Origin of the sequence: Nesterenkonia alkaliphila (assembly GCF_009758175.1) — a bacterium.
Classification (GTDB): Bacteria; Actinomycetota; Actinomycetes; order Actinomycetales; family Micrococcaceae; genus Nesterenkonia; species Nesterenkonia alkaliphila.
This window is the reverse complement of record NZ_WRPM01000070.1, coordinates 1-17,143: the sequence shown is the minus strand read 5'-3', so window position 1 is coordinate 17,143 and position 17,143 is coordinate 1. Positions and strand designations below refer to the sequence as shown.

The window sequence follows — 17,143 nt, the reverse complement described above, 5'->3', positions numbered from 1 at the left end:
CACCTAGGCGCCTTTGCGTCGGGTGATGCTCAGCAGGTCTCCCAGTGCCTGGTGCACTCGTTGGGCGCTTTCCAGGGATAAGTCCATGCCGCGGCCATCGGCTCCGAGGCCGATCCACACGTCTGACTCGTCCAGTTGCTGGTGGATCACCAAAAAGGCTTCTGCTGAGTCCGGTCGTCTATGCGCCGCGCCGTTGCCAGCTGGAGCGGTTGTCCGCGTGTTTTTCACCACTGGTATCACCACGATCTCGCTTTCGTGGCGGCGGTCATCTGGATGAATCTCGTCACCGTGCTGGGCACGGCACCATTGGGGGCAATCTGAGTCCGCCAGTTCGTTGCTCTGGTCACTCATGAGTGGTCCTTCCGAGGTTGTCGCTTCGCTGGTGACCAGTGAGTGTCCGGAAGCAACACCTGCCTGCGCAGCCCTTCTGCAGTGCCCAAGGGTTCGGGCCTGCTACACACCCCTTGCCGGGCTCCGGACACTCAGGAGTTGTAACCATGCAGCAATGTGGAAGAGGTTCACTGATGAATGCGATCACTCAGAAGGAAGCCGGGATATTCGATCAGCTCACGTTCCGTTGCGAGTACCCCAATTGGCGATCGGCTCTCAACCGCGAATTCCCCAAGGCAGAGCGATGTGACAGCACCAGCCGCGTTCATCGTGATCCACCATCACTGCCTCGAAGGGGAGATCAACTCAGACTCAATCGCGGAACTGCTGTTTTGCTCCGACCACACCAGGATCGTTTCGGACTGGTGGGTGAACGAGTACCACCGAGTTGCCGAGGCTGGAGCCGATGGTATTCAGTGCCTCCTCTGTCTCTACAGCAGTCGCGCGCTAGACGACTTCTTCAACTACGCGCCGCTGTATCCATCCCAGCGTGCACGGAATACAGATGGTGCCGCCGGACCAGCCGAGGTGACGGGGCCGGCGACATCGCGTGCTGGGCTCTCCTCTGTTCACGAGCTCTTCTGCAGCTGGGGACTGCAGAGACGGTCGCGGGGAAATTCAGGAGCCGTTGGTCGTTGGGATCCGTGGGGCACCGTTATCGCGAGGCCAAGTTTCCGAAGGCGGAAGCGGGGACACCCGGAGACGCTGTCCGACTTCTATCTTCAGTCTCACTATTTGAAATGTCGCTTTTGGCGTCACTTCAGGATGCCCGGGAATGCCCCATGCCCCCTAATTTCGCTACAAAGTGTCCGGAAAACATTCAAGTCTCACTCTCATATCTGCTGCCAAATGGCTGCAGAGCCCATTACAGTGGAATCCATGAAGTCGAGACCATCGTTGCCCCCAGGGCCGCTGTCGAAGGCCGTGTCGAAGCTTGTCCGCTCAGAAATCAACGACCGGAAGATCACCCAAAGCGAGCTCGCAGAGCGTCTAGGCAAGTCACGCAGTTATGTCTCTGAACGCTTAAATGACGCCGTCACTTGGAACGTGAACGATCTCGAGGAAGTGGGAGATGTTCTCAGCCTGGGAGCACACGGGCTTTTCCTTCGTGCACTGCAGATTTACGAGACAGAGAAGCACCTCGAGCGCTTCGCTTCAGACTTCGTCGTCCAGTTCCTTCGTGACATGACTCCTCCGTCCGAAGTATCTCCCGATGAAGCAGAAATCCGAGAGATCTACCGCCAGTGGGTTCAGCAGCGAGGTGAGTGATGGGACGTCGAGCAAACGGGGAGGGCTCTAAGCCTTACCAAGTCAGCAAAGGACGCTGGAGGGCCGATGTCACCGTCGGCACTGACCCGATTACCGGAAAGCGCATCCGAAAGCCGGTCTACGGCAGAACTCAGGCCCTCTGCACTGCAGCCCGACGCGACCTCATCCGTCAAGTCGAAGACGGCGCCGTCACCATCGGTTCCGCCCCCACTCTCCAAGAATGGCTGGACCATTGGCTCTACGTCATCAAGAAGGAGACGTTGAGGGACAGCACCCTGGAGGGCTACGAGGCGAAGATCGCCTGGCTGAAAAACACAAAACTGGCCCGAACCAAGCTGGACAAGCTCAACCCTGAGCATATTGAGACTTTCTACGCACGTAAGCGGGCTGAGGGAAAGGCCGTTGCTTCAGTGCTCCAGCTTCACCGCATCCTCAACGGCGCTTTCAAAGCAGCAGTGAAGCGGGGAAGGCTCGGCTCCAATCCCCTGCTGAAGGTTGATGCACCTTCGGGCCGCTCCGACGAGGCCTTTGTGCCGCCAACCTTCACCCCAGAAGATGCTCGGAAGATCATCGCTCATGCAGAGACATTGCCGCCATCTGAGGCCGCACGCTGGATGATCGCGCTCACCTATGGGCCCCGGCAAGGTGAAATTCTGGGGTTGGGCTGGGATGCAGTGGACCTTGACAGCGGTCAAATTGACCTTCGTCGGACTCTCTACCCCAAGAAATGGCGGCACGGATGTGATGACCGTAGCCGCTGCCCCGCGAAGGGACCGCACCTCTGCCCATCCAGGCATGGTGGCGGCCTCTTCTTCGGAACTCCAAAGTCGCAGGCTGGGCGACGGAGTGTCCCCGTCCCCAAGCAGGTGCTGAAGCACCTGAAGAAACTTCATGCAGAGCATCTGGCCCTGAATGCAGCTGAGGGTGAGCGGCGTCAGCAATATACAGATCCGAACGGCGTCACCGTTGACCTTGTCTTCTGCCAGCTGAACGGTCGTCCGCACCGTCCTGAAAGTGATTGGAGGCGGTGGGAAGCACTCCTGGAGGAGTGCGGAGTTGGCCACCGCCGGCTTCATGACGCACGGCACGTCTCAGCCACAATGATGCTGACGCTCGGCATCGATGCCCGTGTCGTGATGGACCTCATGGGCTGGAGCCAGCGGGCCATGTTGGACCGGTACCAGCACGTGCTCGACGACATGAAGCGTGACGTCGCAGCGCAGGTCGGCAATGCCCTCTGGGCTGAGCCAAAGCCGCCAGAGGACCCTGATCCGCAGTCAGTAATGGACATCGAAGAAGCAACCGCCGGTGACGCGACAGTTGTCGACTTCGACGAGTGGAAGCAACGCCGCGTTGGCTGACTACCTAGGATCAGGTCACTCACCTGAGAACGTTGGTTCACTGCGGTTCTCTGCTCTAGCCGTAGCTGGGAGAATCGGGAGTGATGACTCAGCGCAATAGTGACCGCTGTCTGGACGAACACGAGCTCATGCAGCGATGGGCGACAGTCTCCGACTTGGCTGATCTGTACTCGATGTCGCAAACAGCAGTCAGGGATCGCATCACGAGCGGAGAATGGCCCTGCCATCGCTTAGGCCGCACCATTCGCTTCTCGCCAGACGATCAGCAGGTCATTCGCGATATGTGGAAATCCAACCAGCCGGAGTTGCCCGCCCGGAAGCAGAACGCGCTTCGACGAGAACGAATCAAGAAGCTCCTCAATGACGCCTTCTGAGAGAACATCAGGCCACGCCCCATCCCGTGTAGCGGAATCGGCACGATGGGTCACAGCCCAGGAGCTCGCTGCAAGGTACTCCCACCCGATTAAGAAAGTCATCGCCAAAGCGAACCGTGGAGCATGGCCCTGCCATCGGCAAGGCAGTCTCATACGATTCTCCCCGCAAGACCAAGTAGCCATCGCGGAGAAGTGGGATCAGTTCCACGGGGATGACCCACCGGTGCGACAACAGAGCTACATTCAGCTGCTGATGGAAGAAGCCATCGCTTCCCAAGAGGAACGAACCAAGCGAACTAACCCTTGAGTGGCGCCAAGGGAATTCCGGAGGGCCTCCCCGAGGTTTAAAGCCCCTTATCGGTGGTTATCTTCAGTTGAGTGGCTGTGGTTTGTCTTGACGTGCAGTTTTCTGTTGTGGACGGTGTCCACGCCGCTGCAGTAATGGCTGTCTGGATGAGCGCAGTTTTGACGGAACTCTCCGAGGTGTTTGATCTCGGTACTCGGCGCTCATTTGCTCGCTCCGTGGTGTGCCATACGAAGTTGATGGTTCGAGAGCGCGGTGTACTTGTCGTGCACGATGCGTAGTTCCTTCTAATGTGGGGGATTTTTCAGTTAACTGAGACCACGGGCCAGGATGAAGTCGTTGAGGCGCTGAGTAACCGCAGTCTGAGTTAGCGTTGCCGATGTCAGGGCAATTTTGCGGGTGTGGTCTTCGCCAATGAGTGGGACCTCGAGGGTTCCGTCAACACGCCGATTACTGTGTGGCAGGAGGGCCACACCGAGTCCACGACTGATCAGTTCGCGGATAGTTGCGAACTCGGTGATCTCGATCCCGATGTTCGGTTCGTAACCGGCGCGACGGCACCAGCGTTCGGTGAGTTGGCGCAGGTTGTAGCTGCTGGGATTGGCGATAAAGCGCGCTCCCTCAAGGTCCTCGAGCTGGATGCATGCGCGGTTTGCAAGGGGGTGGTCTTCGGGTAGCACGGCGTTTATCTGCTGAGTAGTGAGAATGGTGTGTTCGAGGTCTGTTGGTGGCGGGATAGTGATTGCAAGGTCAAGTCCTCCATTCCGGAGGTCTTCGATCAGGGCAGAGCCGTGCGCTTGTTTGAGTTGAAGGCGTATGCCGGGATGTTTCAGGTTGAACTCGGCCAGCATGTCGGGCACGGCGCCTGACCCCATTGTCAGCGGGAACCCGAAACGGACCGTGCCGTGGTCTGGGTCGGCAGTCTCGGTGACCTGCGCAATAGACATCTCGATTTCGTGGAGCGAGACTCGGACGAGCTGCGCGAGTCTCAGAGCAGACGGGGTAAGACGCACCGTCCTGCCCTCTCGAATCAGCAGTGGCATATGCAGGGTCTCTTCAAGCGCGTGGATGCGTCGGCTCATTGATGACTGCGGGATCCCGAGCGCAGAAGCAGCTCCAGTCATGTGACCGCCTTGAGCCGCGACCTCCGTGAGTGCACGAAGCTGTGGAGCCAGACTTTTCATCAATTCATCCATATTCGGATTATATCTGCCCATCGATGCATTGGACGGAACGTTCAATGTTGCGCGACGGTGGGATCACCAGATGCAGCTTCAGGAAAGGGCCACACCATGGGCGGACGACGGCGAACAGCAGACAATGTCGAAGAGGCCGACATCGTCCTCATCGGCGGTGGGATCATGTCGGCGACTTTGGGAGCGATGATCACTCTTCTTCAGCCCGATTGGCGCATCGTTCTGCTGGAGAGGTCAAATTCACTTGCGACCGAGAGCAGCGACCCCTGGAACAACGCCGGCACCGGTCACTCTGGGTTTAGCGAGCTGAACTACATGCCCGACCCGACTGATGGCAGCAAACCGGCCGAGATCGCCCGGCAATTCCACATCACCAGACAATGGTGGGCGCACCTGGTGGAGTCAGGCCTGCTCGATCCCAGCGAGTTCATCCATACCAGTCCGCATATGGATGTGGTGTTCGACAGGCGGGGCGTGGACTATCTGCGGCAGCGGTATCAGACGCTGATTACCGATCCGTTCTTCGCTGGACTCGAATACTCCGAAGATCCAGCGAGGATAGCCAACTGGGCACCTCTGATCATGGAAGGGCGAGTCGATGATGGGCCGATCGCCGCAACTCGCCACGTTCATGGCACCGACGTTGACTTCGGTGCCTTGACCCGTGCGCTCACCAGCATCATCACCGACAGAGGCGGGAAGGTCCTACTCGGTCACGACGTAAGTTCACTGGGTCAGCAACCGGGTGGCCGCTGGCTCGTATCAGGCAGGAGTGCTCCCCGTGGGCGGTTCACGATCCAGGGACGGCATGTCTTCGTCGGTGCCGGTGGATTCGCTCTGCGACTGCTCCAGCGCGCGCGTCTGCCCGAGGTCCGCGGATATGGAGTCCTACCTGTCGGTGCGGCGTTCTACCGGTGTTCAACCCCGGAGGTCGCCGTCAGGCACGACGCTAAAGTCTACGGCCAAGCAGCGATAGGTGCCCCACCGATGTCAGTCCCGCATCTCGACAAGCGAATCGTTGAGGGCCAAAGCCATCTCCTTTTCGGCCCATACGCGACGTTCAGCACGAAACTACTCAAGCATGGCAAGCTCACTGACTTCTTCACGACCCTCCGGTGGCACAACCTCCATGTCATCACAGCCGCAGGCCTCCAGAACCTGTCGCTAGTGCGCTACCTGATCAAAGAGCTTGCCGCCAGCCCGAAGAAAAAATTCGCCCAGCTGCAACGGTTCTACCCTTCGGCGGCGTTCGAACAGTGGGAGCTCATCCTCGCTGGTCAACGCGCGCAACTGGTCACGCCCGACAAGAAAAACATCGGTGTCCTCCGTCAAGGAACGGAAGTGGTTACCAACGCGGACCATTCAATTTCCGGGCTACTTGGTGCCTCACCAGGGGCCTCAACCGCTGTTCCGATCATGCTTAATCTCCTCAGAGAGTGCTTTACCGATCGATGGCAGAGAACCTGGAAAAGCACGATCGCAACCGCGGTCCCAGGATTCGAGAGGACCACGTGGGACGCGGACGACGTAAGCGCGAGCTTCGAACGGACTGCCAGTGCCCTCGATCTCACATCTAGGCCGGACAGGCTCGGATGAGCCCCGACGCGCGGCGAATGACGATTGGCCTCCCTCACCGTCGCTCGTCATTGGGCGGCGCATCCGCACCGCAGCATGCTACCGGCACGCCAGAAGCAGTCGCTGGCGCTTGCGCGCACAATACCCCGCCGGGAGGACAGGTGACCGTCCAGCGTGTAGTTTCTCCTGTCGATGGGCTGGAGTCGTGGACGGTGCTGGGCGGTGATGGTGCCCCGGTGGCTGCGGTCGATCGGTATTTGGCGTATTTGACCCAGATTGAGCGGTCACCGAATACGGTCAAAGCTTACGCCCATGATTTGAAGGATTGGTTTGAGTTCCTGGCTGCTGAGGGCCTGGATTGGCGTGCGGTGCATTTGGAGAACATCGGAGAGTTCGTGGCCTGGCTGCGCCGTCCGCCCGGGCTACGCGAGGGAAAGGTCTCGATCCTGCCGTCGGTGGGGCATCACTGCACTGAGGTGACGGTCAACCGGAAGCTCTCCGCGCTGAGCGCGTTTTATCAGCACGCTGCCCGCCACGGCATCGACCTGGGAGAACTGCTCAGGACATGGCAGCCACCCGGAAGACGAAGCTCGGGGTGGAAGCCGTTTTTGCACCACATCAGCAAGAGCGCCCCGCAGCCACGGCGGACCATCTCGCTAAGAGCCGAGCGCAAGCTTCCCCGTGTGCTCACCACCGCTGAAGCCCAGGCGATACTTGATGCCTGTGACCATCTACGCGACCGATTCCTCTTCGCCGTACTCTTTGACACCGGGATGCGGATCGGGGAGGCGCTGGGGCTGCGGCATGAGGATATCGCTGCAGCCGAGGCCCAGATCACGGTGCGGCCTCGGGTCAATGACAACGGTGCCCGGTCCAAGTCACGGAACCGGCGGACTATCCCGGTGAGTGCAGAGCTTGTCCGGCTCTATGCTGATTATCTTCACCTGGAGTACGGCGACCTGGACTCTGACTATGTCTTCGTCAACCTCTGGGGCCGACCCTACGGCCATCCGTTGACGTATACGGCGGTCTATGACCTGGTGAAGCGGCTACGGCAGCGCACCGGGATTGATTTCGATCCGCACTGGTACCGGCATACTGCCGCGACCAAGATGCTGCGTGACGGGGTTTCGATAGAGGTGGTCTCCAAGCTCCTGGGTCATGCTGATATCACCACCACTTACGCGGTCTACGGACACCTCAGCGCCGAGGACGCCCGCAAGTCACTGAAGGAAGCGGGATGGTTCACCGACCGAGAGATGAAACTGTGAGCGAACCACTCCCGCTGACAACGCAGCAACCACCGAGAACAGAGCGCGACCGAGGACACACAACGCGGCGGGCCAGCGCGTGGGATTTCGAATACGACAAGGACACCTGGCAGCTCCGTGAGCTCGGAATCAGAGACCGTCAGCTGGCGCGCGTCTCTTTCGAGGGGATCCCACAGTTCTGGTTGAAGGCTTTGGCGAAACGCTGGGCCAGGTGGCGCTTCTCTTCCGGTCTTGGTGCGGGCAGTGTCTCCATCGGTACCCGTGCGGTCACTTCCTTCGGGCAGTTCCTGACCAACATCGCCCCAGCTGTTCAGGGGCTAGGCGACCTGGACCGAGAACTGCTGGAGCGTTACCTCGCGGAAGTGCACTCCCGGTACGCCGGCACCGTGACTCACCGGATGCTGATCGGTCAGCTGAACCTGTTCTTCACCACGATCCGGCAACACGGATGGGATGACTCGCTGCCCTCGACGGTGACGTTCTACAGCGAAGACATCCCAAAAGAGGGCGCGCGGCTGCCCCGGGCGCTGAGTGAGGCTGTGATGGCCCAGCTGGAGGACCCGGAGAACATGGCGAAGTGGAACAACCCCTCCTATGAGCTGATCACACTGATCTTGATGCGCTGCGGACTGCGCATCACCGACACTGTCCAGTTGCCAACTGACTGCGTTATACATGACCAGGATGGTGCCCCCTACCTGCGTTACCTCAACCACAAGATGAAACGTGAGGCGTTGGTGCCCATCGACGAGGACCTTACGGAGGCCATCACCGCCCAGCGTCGCCGCGTGCACCAGGAATGGCCGGATGGTGCGCCGGTGCTGTTCCCACGCGCCACACGAAACGGAAACGGTGACGTGCCAGTTGCTGACGGGGTCTACCGTAAGGCGCTGCACCGGTGGCTGAAGCGCTGTGATGTCCGTGACGAACACGGCGACACCGTCCGTGTGGTTCCCCACAGCTTCCGGCACACCCTGGGCACCCGATTGATCAACCAAGATGTTCCCCAAGAGGTGGTCCGCCGGATCCTCGATCACGACTCCCACGCCATGACTGCCCACTATGCTCGGCTCAGTGACACCACGATCCGGCGGCATTGGGAAGCCGCACGCAAGGTCAATATCCAGGGTGAGACCGTCACCCTCGACCCGGACGGCCCCTTGGCTGAGGCGGCCTGGGCCAAACAGCGCGTCGGACGAGCTACCCAGGCCCTACCCAACGGCTATTGCGGGCTACCGGTCCAACAGTCCTGCCCGCATGCGAACGCGTGCCTGAGCTGCCCGATGTTCATCACCACCGCCGAGTTCCTGCCCGAGCACCGTCAACATCGTAAGCAGACCGTGGAGATCATCACCGCCGCCGAAGCACGCGGCCAACAGCGACTGATCGAGATGAACCAGCAGGTCCTGGGAAACCTCGATCAGATCATCACCACACTCGAAAACGACGAAGACGCCGAGGCAGGCCCCTGATGCACGCCGATAACAGCGATCACCTGATCGCCGCCGCCAAGCGACGCCACGAAGACACTCGCGCCAGAGCCATTGAGGCTCTTCGCGACCTCGACCGCGAAGGCGGATCAGTCACCTTCCCGATTGTTGCGCAGAAGGCTGATGTGTCACGGTCCTGGCTCTACACCCAAGACGACATATGCGCCGAAATCCAGCGACTTCGTGATGACCGCCAGCACATCACAACCTCGACGTCACTGCCCGCATCCCAGCGCTCCACCGATGCATCCATACTGCGACGCCTCGAAATCGCCAACACACGCGTCCGAGAACTCACCACCGAGAACCGCCGACTTCGACAGCAGTTGGAACACGCTCTGGGACGACTACGAACACCAATCACCGAGCGGTGATCGAGGATGACTGCTTAATGGACGACTCCAGATAACTGAGTCCACAAAGCAAAACGCCGATGAGCCGACCCTCGTGCCAGACGTCGAAGACACATCTCTCCGGACTCTAGATAACGTCACTTTTCGGATCTTCTGCGCGAGGATGTTGCCATGTCGAATCAGACTTATTCTTGGCTCCCTGACCGTCACCTTGGCGTCGCTGCGACCCTGGCGCATACGGATGAGACCATTGCTCAAATAGCTGAGATCCTTTACAGCTACCAAGCTCAATCGAACGGCATCCTTCAGTTAGACGAAGTGCCTGGCCCGACACACAGCCAGACTGTTGTGACTGGCATCGCGCCTATTCCGCGCAAAGTACCGCTTTTAGTCGCTGACGCGCTGGTGACGTTACGCAATGCGATCGAGCACACATTGTTCACTGAGATTCAACACTGCGATGGCGAGCTCGATGAGAAGGCCGCCAGAACTGTCGAAATGCCCGCTGCGCTGACGTATGACGCCTTCCAACAATGGGTGAAAGCTCGGGCAAAGAACGGTCCGCCATCGCTGCGGCGTGGAAGCCACATCCTTCGGCGCATCGAAGGGCTGCAGCCTTTTCACCGGCTTAGGGATCCACAGAACCACCCTCTGGCCCTGCTGGCATTGCATACGAACCACTCCAAGCACCGAGCGCCAGCCATCACCGCTGTTCGGCTCGGCGCAATTCACCGGGAGGATCGCACGCCGCCTTCACCGGCCAATGTCGAGTACCGCCCCGAGGTGCCGCTGCAAGTGGGCGACGTGATCGCGGAGACACCCATCGGGAGGAGGGTCCCTGTGGCGTTGTTTCCGACCATCGGCATCAATCGACCACGTACCGACTGCTGGCCGGTGCTCATCAAGGAACTCGATGAGCTGTCTACCTGGGTTCGAGTACAGGCCGTCCCTCGATTGGTCACCGGCACTGAGTCGTCAGCCCCGGCCTTGCCGCACTGTTACACGATCAACGTCGGCCACAACGATGAGCGCGACGCGCTGGCGGCTGGGTCCACGGTTTCCGCATCTCAGCGGCACAATGACCGCCTCAGCGCGGAAACCGCGCGTGGTGGTCTGTGCGAGACGCTGTCCATGATGGACCATGCGCCGGACGCCGAGCAGATCGCTGTATGGCTACAGAGTTTGTCGGATCAAGAGGTCCTCGCGTGGATGCGGCGTCTGAGGGCGACTCTGGCCTACGAGCCTGAGACCATGCTGAGCAACTTCGCGATCCTAGAAAAGATGCGGGATGAGGCTCGTCTCCACGCGGGGCTTGAGCCTGGACTTCCCAGTTAATCCCCATAGATTGGTAGGGGAGAGCCTTGTTGAGGTGCCGAGTAGGTCGACAGCGTGACAGGATCCTTCTGTCACTCAAGACGTCGTCGGATGTACAGAATTCAGTCGAGTTCAACAGCGCATTAACTTCTGGACGGCGCTGACTTCCTAAGCAGAAATAGGCAAAAGCACTACGGCATGTGGTAAGTGGGTAGCAGTGAGCTTTCTGGTGATGAGGATGTTGCCAGGGGCTTTCTTCTTGCCCAACAAGGGCGCGTTCGGCTCTAGAGAGGTCTTACCACGCACCCGAGGACGAATGCGGGGAATGATGGGGGCCGCTTGTCGACCCCTCGACCACAAGGTCGAGGGGCGAGGAGCTGTGATTGCATTCCGACTCCTCCTGACCTTGCACGCTCCCCTAAAGTTGTTATGCGCGAATCGTGTGGCATAATAAAGGTGCAGTCCTGGCCGACACCGCGGTCTGGGGCGGATCCAGGAGGTCAAGGATGGTTGCACACTCGCCCGAGGGGGCGCTCGGACGCCACGCGCAGACAACCCGTGATCTGCTGATCGAGGTCGTCCGATCTCGACATGATCGTTCCGCAGATGCTCACGAGGCGTCCGGCTCCCGGTATGCGATCGGGTTCGGCGGGCAGTGGCGCGATTTGCTCGACGATGCCCGGGAGGCGCTCGCCGAGCGCGGCTTCCAATCGCGCAGGCTCGCTCCCGGCGGTTACCAGTTGCCCGTTGTCAACGACTGTCTCGTCTACGTCTGGCGCGTGCCCGGCGCGCCCGATGCCGTGAGCCGGTTCGCCTCGAGCCCCACGCGGCGGAATGGGTTCTTCGCCCCGCCGCCGGAGCCCATGCTTGAAGAGCCGGCGTTCTGGGGCCTGCCTGAGCGTGACTCGATGGAGGAGGGCGAGGTCGACGAGCTGGTGCGAGCGGCCGGCGACCCGATGCCCTTGGTGATCGTCATGGTGCACTCTACGCCGCGTCAGCTGCAGTCGATCGAGTGGGCTATTGCCGAGCTCAACAGTTCCGGCAAGGTCACGCTCCATGGCCAGGACTGCATCTGGGAGCCCGAGTTCGCCGCTGTCGGTGCAACCACCGACGTCGAGTCGTTCAGCGACGGCGTGCCGGTCGCGCCGGTCCTCAAGCCGCGCGAGCACGAAGGTACGGGCTCGGATGCGTGACGACACCCCCCCGAGCCTGTTCGACCTAACGGGCTCCGGGCAGCGGTACGGCCGCTTCGAGCCTGCGCGCCTCACGCAAGCCCGTGTCCGGCGCTCGATGACCAAGACGGAGCTGGCCGCCGAGGTCGGCGTCTCCGCTGCGGCGATCGGACAGTACGAGGCCAACATCAACTCGCCGCGCCCCGATGTCCTCGAACGCCTGGCGAAGGCACTCGACGTCCGTCCGGATTTCTTCAGCATCGGTCGACCGCTGGCTCGCCTCGAGACGGTGAACGCGCACTTCCGCAGCCTGCGGTCTGCTCGGGTGAGTGACAGGCAAAAAGCACTGGCCACGGCGACGCTGGTCTGGGAGCTGACATTCGCGCTTGAGCGTCATGTGCGGCTTCCCGAAGTCGATCTGCCCGACATCGAACCCGGTAGCACTCCGGCTGAGGCTGCTGCGGCTCTCCGGCAGCACTGGAGGCTGCCGGACGGTCCCGTCAAGCACCTGGTCGCCACGGCGGAATCTCGCGGCATCGTGGTAGCCGTGCGTCCTCTCGCGGAGATTGACGCGGTGGATGCTTTCTCCGTCGTGATCGTCGATCGTCCGATCATCATCACGACCCCGCGCCGGACCGAGAACGTCTTCAAGCACCGCTTCTCGATCGCTCACGAGATCGGGCATCTGCTCTTGCATGCGGATTCCACCGAGCATAGCGCTGCGATTGAGAATCAGGCCGACGAGTTCGCCGCGGCCTTCCTCACACCGGCAGCATCCATGGACGCTGCTCTCCCGCAGCGGCTCGACCTCGCTACGCTCGACCGGCTCGGACGCACCTGGGGCGTGTCTCCGCACTCGCTGGTCCGTCGGATGGTGGAGCGGGGCCGGACCACTGAGTCCTCGGCCAGGCGCGCTTACCAGCGCCTGGCCATGATCAACGACCCGAAGGCCGACCCGTCGAGCGCCTACCCGGGAGAGGTTCCGACGCTGCTCAAGAAGGCCGTGGAGCTCGCCGGGGAGCACGGGGCCGGTGTGCCTGCCCTAGCGGAGGTGCTCAAGATCAGCCCCAGGCAGGTGCGGGATCTGCTCGGCGAGCCCGATCCGCGTCCTGTCCTCCGGCTCGTCACGGACGCCTGACGCGCCGCTTCCTCCGCGCCTGCCTCGTCACAACAAGCAAGGACTCTGACCGATGGCCTATCCCACCCTCGCGTTACACCTGCTCATCTCACCCCCCGGCAACGTCCCTATCGACGACACTGGCCATGGTGCGGAAGACGATCAGCCAGTGGAATCTGAATTTCGGCCGCACAATCGGGCTCACCGTGCCACCGGTTTCGTGGACCGAGCATGCCGTCGCCGAATTCGGAGAACGGCCGCAAGCGATCCTCAATGGCCAGATCGTCGAGGAGGCCGACCTCGCCGTCGCACTGTTCCGGGACCGTCTGGGCACGCCGACAGGGGAGGTAGAATCCGACACTTCGAAGGAGATCAAGCTCCTCGTCAAGGCGGGAAAGCCAGTCGCGGTCCTGATGAGTGCCGCGCCGCGCCTGCCGCTCATGGGCAACGGTCTGCAGGATCGGCAGCGCCTCGAGGCCTACCTGGAGGAACTGGGAAGGCGGCGCTGGTTCTCGAGTACACCGACGGAAGAGACCTCATCGGCCACCTGAACAACTTTCTCAGCCGGGCGACGGGGCAGTTCCAACAATCGGTCGATGCATCGAAGAACGGCCTGGAGGAGTCGGAACCTTCGGCGGGGGGGTCTAACCTAGGGCCGAGGTCCGCGAGTCCGTGAAGACCGACAGCACAGGGCGAGTGAAAATCTCAACGGCATTGGGAGCTGGTGCTCCACAACACCTCACGCGGCCCCGCATCGAGCGTGGACTTCGCGTTCGAGGATGTGCCTGAGCATGCATTCTTCCGGGTAGCCCGAAAGGACGGTCTGCTCGGGACGATCCCCGCCGAGACAGGAGGCGCGGCTCCCACTGCTCTTAGCGATGCGAGCGCCGACGTCGTCGAGTGCGTCGTGACGTGGAGGGACGCCCGAGACAAAGTTCGAGAGACGCGGGCGACCGTGCGCACCTAATCTGCTCCCCGGGGCGGTCCCACAGACCTTTCTATCCGTGGGAGTGTGGTCGAGTTCAGCTCTAACGTGACGCTCAGCTTCCATGAGGACGCTAACGGCCGAGCCCTCCCCTCACCGTTGAGGAACTGGTCTGACTGCCAGGACGCATCGTGCGTTCTCAATCACGCAATGAGGTACGAGGTCAGCCCTCGTCGGCGACAGGCACACCAGCCCTACTGGCTGCCGTTTGGTGTGGCAACTTGCTCCTGAATCCGTGCAGACCTCCCTTGGAACATCATGGGGGTCACGACTTTCCCGCTACCAGGAAACGTCGGGGTGCCGGCTTCCGCAGGGAAAGGCCACCAAAATGGCCACCAGGCGGCCATTGGGCACTTACTAAGCAAGCTGTCGATGGCCTGGGATCGCTGATATGGCGGGCATCTAGTAACTCACTGCCAGGCTGGCCTATCGCCTTCGCAAGCGGATTGAAAGTCCTCGCCAAGCTGTCGTAGTCGTTCACCAGTCCAGAGTGTCACGCCCACGGGACAGCGTGTACTCGGTGCACCACCGAAGAGGTATGCGCCATTGTCCTCCGTGTCGATACGATGCATGAGTGATGGATGATCTGGCTCAGCGGCAACTCGCGGCGATCGCAGAGTTTAGCGCCGCAGCGAGAGAGCTCAATCGATCACTATGGCTCAGGGGTGGCTGGGCAGTGGACTTCATCCTTGGAAGGATCTCTCGCTCTCATCGCGATGTTGACTGGTTCGCTGAGAGTAAGGACGCCGACGCTCTAGTCGATCTCCTCCGACAGCTCGGATGGACAGAAGTTGCAAGGGCACCTCGTGAACAGCAACGTGACCTGGTCAAGGGCGATCTGGACTTCGGCATCGCACTGATCCGATTGAAGGACGGTCAGCCCTTCGTTGGTGGCGGACCATATGGCGGAGAAAATTGGCCAGCCACCATGATCTCAGAGTCGCGGCGGTGCCAGCTCCACGGTGCCGAAGCCGATGTCATTGGCATCGAGGCCCAGATTGAGATCAAGAAAATGACACCGACCTGGGTTCCGCATCTCTGCCGGAGACAGAAAGATCTCACAGATATCATGCTCCTGAAATCCGCTCTCTCCGGCTAGATTGGGCAGTTAGCAGGAAGCGCAGCTCCTCCTAGGCCTGATCGTCGTTTTGATGCGCGGTGCAGCCGTACTGAGGCTGATCGCACATGAATTGTCCCGTTCCAACGGAGATTTCCTCCTTTCTGCGGGACTATTGATGTGCATATGCTCCGTCCACCTTCATCAGGCACATCAAACATCCCGCCTATAGGAGCGCCGTAGAATCCTGGGGAGACGGGGGTGTCAGCCCTGCCCGGCCATAGCCTTCAGCCGGGCGATCCGGTCCTCCATAGGCGGGTGGGTGGAGAACATCTGACGTGCCCGCGGCCCGAAGGGGTTGGCGATCATCATATGGGCATGGGCGTCATGCTTGGGGTCCTCCTGCAGGGGGATCCGGGATATTCCGTTCTGCAGCTTGTCCAGAGCTGAGGCCAGGGCCAGGGGGTCCTGGGCAAGCTCTGCCCCGTCGGCGTCGGCGTCGTACTCTCTGGTGCGGCTGATCGCCGATTGGATCAGCCCGGCAGCCAGCGGCATCAGAATCATTGCCAGCAGGGCACCCACCAGCGCCAGCGGGTTACCGCCCCCGTTGCCGCGCCCGCGGCCGCCGCCGAAGAGGATGAAGAACTGCGCGATGGTGGTGAGGAACCCCGCCACGGCAGCGGCCACAGAGGAGATTAGGATGTCCCGGTTGTAGATGTGCATCAGCTCATGGCCGGTCACCGCCCGCAGCTCCCGCGGAGTCAGCAGGTTCAGGATCCCCTCGGTGTAGCAGACCACACCCTTCTCGGGGTTCCGACCGGTGGCGAAGGCATTCGGCGTAGGCTGCGGAGAGATGAAGATCTGCGGCACCGGCTGCTGGGCGCGGGCGGCCAGCTCCTCCACCATCTGGTAGAGCGCAGGTGCCTGCTCCCGGCTGACCGGATAGGCCTTCATTGCCCGGATGGCGATCTTGTCCGAGTTCCAGTAGGAGTAAGCCACACTGATCACGCCGATGCCGGCAAAGACGAACAGGAACACCGGGTTGCCGGAGGTATAGGCCACAATGGCGCCGATCAGCAGCACTAGGGCGAACATGAAGGCAAGCAGCCCCATAGTGCGCAGCCGTCCGTGATGATGATGCATGTAGTGCTCCTCGCTGATTGCCCTGTTCTGCCCCGTGCCTACCGGGAACAACGTCATTCTACGGGCCGGCTCTTCCCCGGCTCAGGACATCGGTCCCTTCTGCTGCGGTGGGCCGTGCTGCGTGCGTTTCCTCACACTCTGCATTTTTTGAGCTCAGTTCCGCCGCTGTTTACCGAGAGTTCACCTTGAGCTGTCACTGTTCAATGGACAGAGGGACTGGATCGCTCCAGTCATTGTTCGAGGTCCCGCCCTCGCACCCGCGAACGGAGAGCTGATGGCCGTACTGCCGGCACCGGAGAAGCACGAAACCCGCCTCCCAACTTCACCTATCACCCAGAGCGACGCGATTCAGGAACGTCAGCGCGCCAACGCCGCTGCCGCGCCCGGCCTGCCCGGGGGCTTGCACAGCCGGCTCACCCCGCGCACTGTTTCAGTTCTCAACTGGTTGATCGTCGCTGCCAGCGTCTACGTGCTGATCACCGCGGTCAATGTGATCGGTTCCGGGTTCTCCATCGCTGCCGGGGACCAGGCCGCTGTGCTCTTCAGCTTCGCCGCCAATCCCGTGGTGGGTCTGATGATCGGCGTGGTAGCCACTGCCCTGACCCAGTCCTCCTCCACCACCACCTCAGTCACAGTCGGCTTGGTGGCCGGGGGTCTGCCGCTGAGCATCGCCGTGCCGATCATTTTGGGCGCGAACATCGGCACCACCCTGACCAACACCCTGGTCAGCCTGGGCATGGTGCGCGATAAGGAGCAGTTCCGCCGCGGCTTC

At 61.1% G+C, this 17,143-nt stretch carries 16 protein-coding genes; 13 read left to right on the top strand and 3 right to left on the bottom strand.

The features are described from left to right. Positions 1-3: 3 nt before the first annotated feature. The gene (locus GNZ21_RS09865) at positions 4-351 is read right to left on the bottom strand and encodes a DUF6907 domain-containing protein (protein WP_157323833.1); all 348 of its coding nucleotides are present in this window, start codon (positions 349-351) and stop codon (positions 4-6) included. 918 nt (positions 352-1,269) lie between these two features. On the opposite strand from GNZ21_RS09865, the gene GNZ21_RS09860 reads away from it, so the two are divergent. The 3 genes from GNZ21_RS09860 to GNZ21_RS09850 all read left to right on the top strand — a co-directional run bounded on the left by GNZ21_RS09860 (position 1,270) and on the right by GNZ21_RS09850 (position 3,394). Beyond that, on the top strand, positions 1,270-1,659 hold the full coding sequence (locus tag GNZ21_RS09860; RefSeq protein WP_157323831.1) for a helix-turn-helix domain-containing protein: 390 nt from the start codon (positions 1,270-1,272) through the stop codon (positions 1,657-1,659). Positions 1,660-1,919: 260 nt separating this feature from the next. Further along, the gene (locus GNZ21_RS09855; protein WP_157323829.1) at positions 1,920-3,020 is read left to right on the top strand and encodes a tyrosine-type recombinase/integrase; all 1,101 of its coding nucleotides are present in this window, start codon (positions 1,920-1,922) and stop codon (positions 3,018-3,020) included. 83 nt (positions 3,021-3,103) lie between these two features. Then, complete coding sequence (locus GNZ21_RS09850) at positions 3,104-3,394, top strand: helix-turn-helix domain-containing protein (RefSeq protein WP_157323826.1); 291 nt, start codon at positions 3,104-3,106, stop codon at positions 3,392-3,394. 612 nt (positions 3,395-4,006) lie between these two features. On the opposite strand, the gene GNZ21_RS09845 is transcribed toward GNZ21_RS09850, so the two are convergent. Next, a complete protein-coding gene (locus GNZ21_RS09845) occupies positions 4,007-4,894 on the bottom strand; it encodes a LysR family transcriptional regulator (protein ID WP_157323824.1) in 888 nt (295 codons plus the stop codon). Between the two features lie 96 nt (positions 4,895-4,990). Between GNZ21_RS09845 and GNZ21_RS09840 the strand changes: the two genes are divergently transcribed. The 9 genes from GNZ21_RS09840 to GNZ21_RS09800 all read left to right on the top strand — a co-directional run bounded on the left by GNZ21_RS09840 (position 4,991) and on the right by GNZ21_RS09800 (position 15,270). Then, positions 4,991-6,490 carry a malate:quinone oxidoreductase gene (locus tag GNZ21_RS09840; RefSeq protein ID WP_157323822.1) on the top strand — a complete coding sequence of 500 codons (1,500 nt, stop codon included), beginning with the start codon at positions 4,991-4,993 and terminating at the stop codon, positions 6,488-6,490. A 140-nt stretch (positions 6,491-6,630) separates the two neighbouring features. Then, positions 6,631-7,740: a site-specific integrase gene (locus GNZ21_RS09835; protein WP_188503401.1), complete on the top strand. Its 1,110-nt coding sequence runs from the start codon at positions 6,631-6,633 to the stop codon at positions 7,738-7,740. Then, a complete protein-coding gene (locus GNZ21_RS09830; protein ID WP_229659337.1) occupies positions 7,737-9,212 on the top strand; it encodes a tyrosine-type recombinase/integrase in 1,476 nt (491 codons plus the stop codon). Before GNZ21_RS09835 ends, GNZ21_RS09830 begins: the two co-directional genes overlap by 4 nt. Next, positions 9,212-9,604, top strand: coding sequence for a DUF6262 family protein (locus tag GNZ21_RS09825; protein WP_157323783.1), 393 nt, complete (start codon positions 9,212-9,214; stop codon positions 9,602-9,604). The genes GNZ21_RS09830 and GNZ21_RS09825 overlap by 1 nt, the downstream gene beginning before the upstream one ends. 150 nt (positions 9,605-9,754) lie before the next feature. Next, a complete protein-coding gene (locus tag GNZ21_RS09820; RefSeq protein WP_157323780.1) occupies positions 9,755-10,918 on the top strand; it encodes a hypothetical protein in 1,164 nt (387 codons plus the stop codon). 485 nt (positions 10,919-11,403) lie between these two features. Beyond that, the gene (locus GNZ21_RS09815) at positions 11,404-12,090 is read left to right on the top strand and encodes a hypothetical protein (protein WP_157323779.1); all 687 of its coding nucleotides are present in this window, start codon (positions 11,404-11,406) and stop codon (positions 12,088-12,090) included. Then, the gene (locus GNZ21_RS09810; protein WP_157323777.1) at positions 12,083-13,207 is read left to right on the top strand and encodes an XRE family transcriptional regulator; all 1,125 of its coding nucleotides are present in this window, start codon (positions 12,083-12,085) and stop codon (positions 13,205-13,207) included. The genes GNZ21_RS09815 and GNZ21_RS09810 overlap by 8 nt, the downstream gene beginning before the upstream one ends. A gap of 128 nt (positions 13,208-13,335) precedes the next feature. Continuing rightward, a complete protein-coding gene (locus tag GNZ21_RS09805) occupies positions 13,336-13,737 on the top strand; it encodes a hypothetical protein (protein WP_157323775.1) in 402 nt (133 codons plus the stop codon). 1,011 nt (positions 13,738-14,748) lie between these two features. Further along, positions 14,749-15,270 carry a nucleotidyltransferase domain-containing protein gene (locus GNZ21_RS09800; protein WP_229659349.1) on the top strand — a complete coding sequence of 174 codons (522 nt, stop codon included), beginning with the start codon at positions 14,749-14,751 and terminating at the stop codon, positions 15,268-15,270. A 222-nt stretch (positions 15,271-15,492) separates the two neighbouring features. Here the strand turns inward: GNZ21_RS09800 and GNZ21_RS09795 are convergent, their stop codons facing one another. After that, complete coding sequence (locus GNZ21_RS09795; RefSeq protein WP_157323771.1) at positions 15,493-16,371, bottom strand: M48 family metalloprotease; 879 nt, start codon at positions 16,369-16,371, stop codon at positions 15,493-15,495. Positions 16,372-16,645: 274 nt separating this feature from the next. Between GNZ21_RS09795 and GNZ21_RS09790 the strand changes: the two genes are divergently transcribed. Continuing rightward, positions 16,646-17,143: Na/Pi symporter (locus GNZ21_RS09790; protein WP_198346005.1), on the top strand; the 498-nt coding region annotated here is incomplete at its 3' end.